The sequence below is a fragment of the Thermosynechococcus sp. OHK43 genome, assembly GCF_014466085.1.
GTDB lineage: Bacteria > Cyanobacteriota > Cyanobacteriia > Thermosynechococcales > Thermosynechococcaceae > Thermosynechococcus.
The window spans coordinates 1-6,410 of the sequence record NZ_JACOMP010000133.1 but is presented as its reverse complement, the minus strand read 5'-3'; the positions used below and the strand labels follow the sequence as shown (position 1 = coordinate 6,410).

The following is a 6,410-nucleotide window of genomic DNA, read 5'->3' as shown; positions in this document are numbered from 1 at the left end:
GATGGCACCCAAGTCCACCCGATTTTATCTTAATTGGAGTTGCAGCGATGTCTCGTTCCTTAGTGATTGAGGGGCAACTACGCCCTGCTGATGCCAAGCCCAATGCCCTGCGGCGTAATGGCAAAATCCCTGCCGTCCTCTACGGCCCTACCATCGAGTCTTCGATTTCCCTGGTGGTGGATACCCGTGCCGCCGAATTGTTGGTGCGGGATGCCCGTCCCCAGAAAACTCCGATTCAGCTTTCGATCCCGGATCTGCCGTGGCAGGGAACGGTGGTACTCCAAGAGGTGCAAGCCCACCCCGCCAAGGATACCCTCTACCACCTCTCCTTTTTAGCCAAAGCTGAAAACTAGGCTGCGAGGGGGAATTTGCTATAGTGGGGATATGTTAAGTGATTGTTAACAATGCCAGCCACGCTACTTCGTTCTGCGGATCTTGCCCACCTTAGCTATTCCCCCGAAGGCGATCGCTTTGATGGCTCTTGGGAAGCTCCCCTTGCCACACTCCTTGGCCTTGGACGAGCGGCTGGCGCTGATTTTGTTGAGATTTTCCTTGAGCGCAGTCATTACCTCAGTACCCTTGTCGAGGAGGATCGCCTGACGAGTGTTTCTCCGCGCTTGAGCTTAGGGGCGGGTATTCGTGTTTTTCGGGGTACTCGTGACTGCTACGTGAGCACCAATGACCTCAGCTTCAACGGGCTGCGCACTGCCCTCGAAAAGGCCCTGGGCTTAATGGGGTTGCTCTTACCCAGTCCCCAAGCCTATGTACCTGAAATTCACCTTGAACTGCTGCGGGACTATGCCCAAGGCCAGAAGGAAAGCTGGCTGGCCACCTGTAGTTCCATTGCTGAGGTGGCCGATATTCTCCTAGCAGGCAGCGATCGCCTGCGCCAGAAAACCCAACATCTGCAATCCCGTCGCCTCAGTTATTTTCGCGATTGGCAAGAGGTGATGGTGGCCGCCAGTGATGGTACCTTTGCTCGGGACATTCGCCTCACTCAGTCGGCAGTGGGCTCCGTGCTCTGTGCTGATGGCGAGCACCGCGCTTCCATTGGTGAGCGCAATGGCGATACCAGTAATCCAGACTTTTTGCGCCAGTGGGACTACACCACCTTAGCCGATACCGTTGCCGAAGCGGCGGGCAAAATGCTCTATGCCAACTACGTGGAATCGGGCACTTACCCAGTGATCATGGCCAACCAATTTGGGGGCGTGATCTTCCATGAAGCCTGTGGTCATCTCTTGGAAACCACTCAAATTGAACGGGGGACGACCCCCTTTGCCGATAAAAAAGGTGAAAAAATTGCCCATGAAAACTTGACCGCTTGGGATGAGGGAATTACCAGCGGTGCCTTTGGCAGTATTGATATGGACGATGAAGGAATGCCAACGCAGCGCACATTACTGATTGAAAATGGCATCCTCAAGAATTTTCTGAGCGATCGCGCAGGTTCAATGCGCACAGGGCACCCCCGCACCGGTAGTGGCCGACGTCAAAGCTATACCTATGCTGCCGCTTCGCGGATGCGCAACACCTACATTGCTCCTGGCAAGTACACTGTAGAGGATCTGATTGCCTCCGTTGATCGCGGTATTTACTGTAAACGCATGGGGGGCGGCAGCGTCGGTGCCACGGGTCAATTTAACTTTGCTGTTGAGGAGGCCTACTGGATTGAAAATGGCCAAATCAAACACCCCCTCAAAGGAGCCACACTGATTGGCGAAGCCAAAGAAATCATGCAGCGGATTTCCATGTCTGCCAACGATCTTGCCCTTGCCCCTGGTTTCTGTGGCTCGATTAGCGGTAGTATCTACGTCACCGTGGGTCAACCCCACATCAAAGTGGATGCCATTACCGTGGGTGGCCGCTAAACCAATTACCTGCAGTTATGGGTTTGAGTAGAAATACCTAAAGATTTTATATGTGAATTTTTGTGACTCTGGCTACATTATCATAGAAAGAAGAAGGGAAGCTAAGGCAGTGCCGCTTTCGGATCGTCCTCACGTTTTGTGTACGCCTTAACTTCTCCTCTGAGACAAAAACATTGGACTGAATGACCAGTAATTCGCTGGTCTTTTTTTTGGGTTTTTGCAGCCCTCTTGCTCAGGCAGCGGCGGGGGTTTTCACTTGAGCCAGTAGGTCGTGAAGTTCTTCACCCTCAATCACTTCTTTTTCGAGGAGTTTTTGGGCGATCGCTTCGAGAAGATCACGGTTTTCCTTAAGAATACTGAGCGCCTGTTGATGAGCTGACTCAACAATTTCTTTGACTTCGCGATCAATGGCTTGAGCGGTTTCCTCACTCACTGCCCGTAGCATCATGCCATTATTTGTCAAAAAGCTCGACTGTTGTTGCTCAAAGGCAAGGGGGCCAAGAACCTTGCTCATGCCGTAGCTGCGCACCATCCGCTCTGCCAAATCTGTTGCCCGTTGCAGATCATTGGCGGCTCCAGTAGTGATGGTGCCAAAGACAATCTCCTCTGCCGATCGCCCCCCCAACAACGTGGCAATTTGGGCGCGCAGTTCCTGCTCATCAAGGAGGAAGCGATCCTCCGTCGGCAACTGCAACGTATAACCAAGCGCTGCCATGCCGCGGGGCACAATGGAAATCTTTTCTACCCGACCACTGCCCGGCAGCGCACAGCCCACAAGGGCATGACCGACTTCGTGGTAAGCAACAATTTTCTTCTCTTTGTCGTTGAGGACGCGGCTTTTCTTCTCAAGACCCGCCACAATGCGTTCAATGGCTTCGGCAAAGTCCTGCTGGGTCACCATTTCCCGCTGATTACGAGCCGCTAGTAGAGCTGCTTCGTTGACTAAGTTGGCCAAATCGGCACCAGCAAACCCCGGTGTGCGGGCAGCGATCGCGTGCAGATCCACCTCAGGGGCCAGTTTCACCTTTTTGGCATGGATTTTCAAAATAGCTTCACGACCACTCAAATCGGGGCGATCCACTAAGACTTGACGATCAAAGCGGCCGGGGCGCAGCAATGCCGGATCAAGGGTTTCTGGGCGGTTGGTTGCAGCAAGGACAATCACCGTTGCCCCCGTAGCATCAAAGCCATCCATTTCCGTGAGCAGTTGGTTCAGGGTTTGCTCCCGTTCATCATTGCCACCATAGAAGCCGGCACTGGAACGGGACTTACCAATGGCATCCAATTCATCAATAAAGACAATACAGGGGGCTTGCTTTTTCGCCTGCTCAAAGAGATCCCGCACCCGGGCAGAGCCGACACCCACAAATAACTCGACAAACTCCGAGCCCGAAATGGAGAAGAAGGGTACATTAGCTTCGCCAGCAACGGCCTTGGCCAGCAGGGTTTTGCCGGTTCCCGGCGGCCCCACCAGCAGCACCCCCTTGGGAATGCGGGCCCCAATTTGGATATAGCGTTGGGGATTTTTTAGGAAATCCACAATCTCGACCAGTTCTGCTTTGGCTTCTTCAACCCCAGCCACATCCTCAAAGCGAATGCCGGTGTTTGCTCCCTCCACATAGACCTTGGCCCGACTTTTACTGATGGAGAGGACCCCTTGGGGACCACCGCCTACTTGGCGACTGGCAAAGAACTGAAGGATCAAGACAAAAACAATCGGCGGAATGACCCAACCCAAGATATTCAACAACCAGCTATTGCGGGGGGGCGGCGCAGCCGCAAATTCCACTCCCTTTTCCTCGAGGCGCTTGGGTAACTCGAGATCAAAGATCGGAGTGGTTGCTAAAACTTGGGGTGGTTTATTCCCTTCGGGCTTCAGTTGATAGAGAATCTCATTTTGGCCTAGATAGACGCGAGCCACCTCCCCCTCTTGCACCTGATGGATAAACATACTGTAGGGAACCTGGGGCGGGCGCGGTGCAAAGAGTTGGGGAAAGAAGATATTCAGGAGCAAAAACCCCAAACCGAGGAAGAGTAAGGCATTGCCAATCCAACGATTGCGCGGGACTTCGGGCGAGTTTTTGATGGCCATGGGTTAGCTTCCCCAGAGTTCACCTAGGGATTATGGTGACACTTGCAGGGGACCTAGGGCAAGGGCGAAACTTTTAACATTTATTGCCTAGGCGTCCTCAACTGCCCTAGACACAGCCAATAGCAGCAGCATTTGCAGTAGATCTGCTTTGGTAAAATATCAATAGAATTCCCATTCTTTGCATCCCAAAATGACTGATTTAAGCACACTCAAACGCGATTTTTCCCTGTTGCGCGATCGCCTGGGTCAGACCCAGGACTATCTTTGACCCAGCGGCACTGAAGGCCAAGATTCATGACCTTGAGCACACCGCCGCTCAGCCAGATCTCTGGAATGATCAGGCCACAGCCCAAGCCACGCTGCAACAACTCACTGAAGCCAAGGAGACCCTCAGCCAGCTCCAACAGTGGCAAAAAGCAATTGAACACGTGGAAACAGCCCTGGAACTACTGGAGTTAGAACCGGATGAAGGGTTGGTGACAGAGGCAACCACGCTGCTTAGGGAGTTAGACACCCAGTTAAGTCGTTGGGAACTAGAACAACTCCTCAGTGGCCCCTACGACAAAAACAACGCCATTCTCACAATCAATGCTGGGGCGGGGGGTACCGATGCCCAGGATTGGGCAGAAATGTTGCTGCGGATGTACACCCGCTGGGCGGAGCGCCACGGTTACCAAACCCATCTGGCAGAACTTTCAGAAGGGGAGGAGGCGGGCATTAAGTCGGCAACCTTGGAAATTCGCGGTCGCTACGCCTATGGCTATCTGCGTTCTGAAAAGGGTACCCATCGGCTGGTGCGCATTTCTCCCTTCAATGCCAATGGCAAACGACAAACTAGCTTCGCCGGTGTGGATGTGATGCCTGAACTGGATCAATCCGTTACGGTTGAGATTCCCGAAAGCGATTTAGAAATTACCACTTCCCGCAGTGGTGGCAAGGGAGGGCAAAACGTGAACAAGGTGGAAACGGCAGTGCGCATTGTCCATAAACCAACGGGCTTGGCCGTCCGCTGCACGCAGGAGCGATCGCAACTGCAAAATAAGGAAAAAGCCCTTGCCATTCTCAAGGCGAAACTATTGGTGATTGCCCAAGAGCAAAAGGCCAAGGAAATTGCCGATATTCGTGGCGATGTTGTTGAGGCGGCTTGGGGCAACCAAATTCGCAACTATGTCTTCCACCCCTATCAACTGGTCAAGGACCTGCGCACAGAGGTGGAAACGACAGCCATTCAAGATGTGATGGATGGTGACCTTGATCCTTTTATCCACGCCTACCTGCGGCAGCAAACGGCGGAGGCCAGCTAAATAAAAAAACCTCCCCGTCAGCCGTTGGGGAGGTCTTGAACTTCATCAAATGAGAATCAAATGAGAAAAAATTAGAAAAAAACTAAATCTCGACCACGCCCCCTGCGGCCTGCAGGCGAGCACGGGCACGACGAAAGGCTTGGGTGGCTTGAATTTTAGCCTGTTTGGATTCCCCCTGTTCGGCTTGAGCGAGGGCGGCCTGTGCTGCGGCAAACTCAGCTTTGGCTTTTTCGAGGTCAATTGTGTCCCCGCGCTCAGCACCGTTGACGAGAATTGTCACTTCGTTGTTTTCAACTTCGGCAAAACCCCCCATCAGAGCGATCGCCACCCATTCGCGGTCTTGACGCACCCGCATGACACCCGTTTCCAAAGCAGTTAAGAGGGGGGCATGATTTGAGAGAATGCCCAACTGGCCCGTTGTGCTAGGCAAAATCACTTCCTCGGCAGGGGCATCCCAAACAGTTTTATCAGGCGCAATTACCCGAACAGTCATCACCATAATGTATTCCTTGTCACTCAAGAAGGAACGGGTGGGCTACCCCACCCGCTATTGACATGTACTCACCTAGGCTTTCAGTTTTTCAGCCTTAGCTTTGGCTTCTTCGATGTTGCCCACCATGTAGAAGGCTTGCTCTGGCAGATCATCCAGCTCACCGCTGAGGATCATCTGGAAACCTTTGATGGTTTCTTCGAGGGTGACGTATTTGCCGGGGGCACCGGTAAACACTTCTGCCACAAAGAAGGGCTGAGACAAGAAGCGCTCAATTTTGCGTGCCCGTGCCACCGTCAGGCGGTCTTCCTCAGAGAGTTCATCAAGACCCAAAATAGCGATAATGTCCTGAAGCTCTTTGTAGCGCTGGAGGGTGGCTTGGACTGCCCGTGCCGTTTGATAGTGCTCTTCACCCACAATGTCCGGCTGCAACATATTGGAGGTGGAGCCAAGGGGATCCACGGCGGGGTAAATCCCTTTTGCAGCTAGACTACGGGAGAGCACCGTTGTCCCATCCAAGTGAGCAAAGGTCGTTGCAGGAGCAGGGTCGGTCAAGTCATCCGCCGGCACATAGACTGCTTGAATCGAGGTAATCGAACCTTCGGTGGTTGAGGTAATCCGTTCTTGCAGAGCGCCCACATCCGTACCAAGGG

5 protein-coding genes and 1 pseudogene are annotated in these 6,410 nt (G+C 53.2%); 3 read left to right on the top strand and 3 right to left on the bottom strand.

Annotation, left to right across the window (positions count from 1 at the left end):
* The first annotated feature begins 47 nt into the window (after positions 1-47).
* Positions 48-353, top strand: coding sequence for a 50S ribosomal protein L25 (rplY, locus tag H8Q75_RS05400; RefSeq protein WP_024125934.1), 306 nt, complete (start codon positions 48-50; stop codon positions 351-353).
* 51 nt (positions 354-404) lie between these two features.
* Positions 405-1,871: a TldD/PmbA family protein gene (locus tag H8Q75_RS05395; protein WP_024125933.1), complete on the top strand. Its 1,467-nt coding sequence runs from the start codon at positions 405-407 to the stop codon at positions 1,869-1,871.
* 232 nt (positions 1,872-2,103) lie between these two features.
* Here the strand turns inward: H8Q75_RS05395 and ftsH4 are convergent, their stop codons facing one another.
* A complete protein-coding gene (gene ftsH4, locus H8Q75_RS05390) occupies positions 2,104-3,963 on the bottom strand; it encodes an ATP-dependent zinc metalloprotease FtsH (RefSeq protein WP_024125932.1) in 1,860 nt (619 codons plus the stop codon).
* Between the two features lie 190 nt (positions 3,964-4,153).
* On the opposite strand from ftsH4, the gene prfB reads away from it, so the two are divergent.
* A protein-coding gene (prfB, locus tag H8Q75_RS05385) for a peptide chain release factor 2 (protein WP_157869742.1) occupies positions 4,154-5,267 on the top strand; the annotation gives its coding sequence in 2 pieces (ribosomal slippage) (positions 4,154-4,228 and positions 4,230-5,267; 1,113 coding nt in all).
* An 82-nt stretch (positions 5,268-5,349) separates the two neighbouring features.
* On the opposite strand, the gene atpC is transcribed toward prfB, so the two are convergent.
* Both atpC and H8Q75_RS05375 read right to left on the bottom strand, forming a co-directional pair.
* Positions 5,350-5,766 (bottom strand): ATP synthase F1 subunit epsilon, encoded by a 417-nt coding sequence (gene atpC / locus H8Q75_RS05380; RefSeq protein WP_011056376.1) that lies wholly within the window; start codon positions 5,764-5,766, stop codon positions 5,350-5,352.
* Between the two features lie 66 nt (positions 5,767-5,832).
* Positions 5,833-6,410 (bottom strand): annotated as a pseudogene (locus H8Q75_RS05375) (F0F1 ATP synthase subunit beta); the annotation flags it as partial.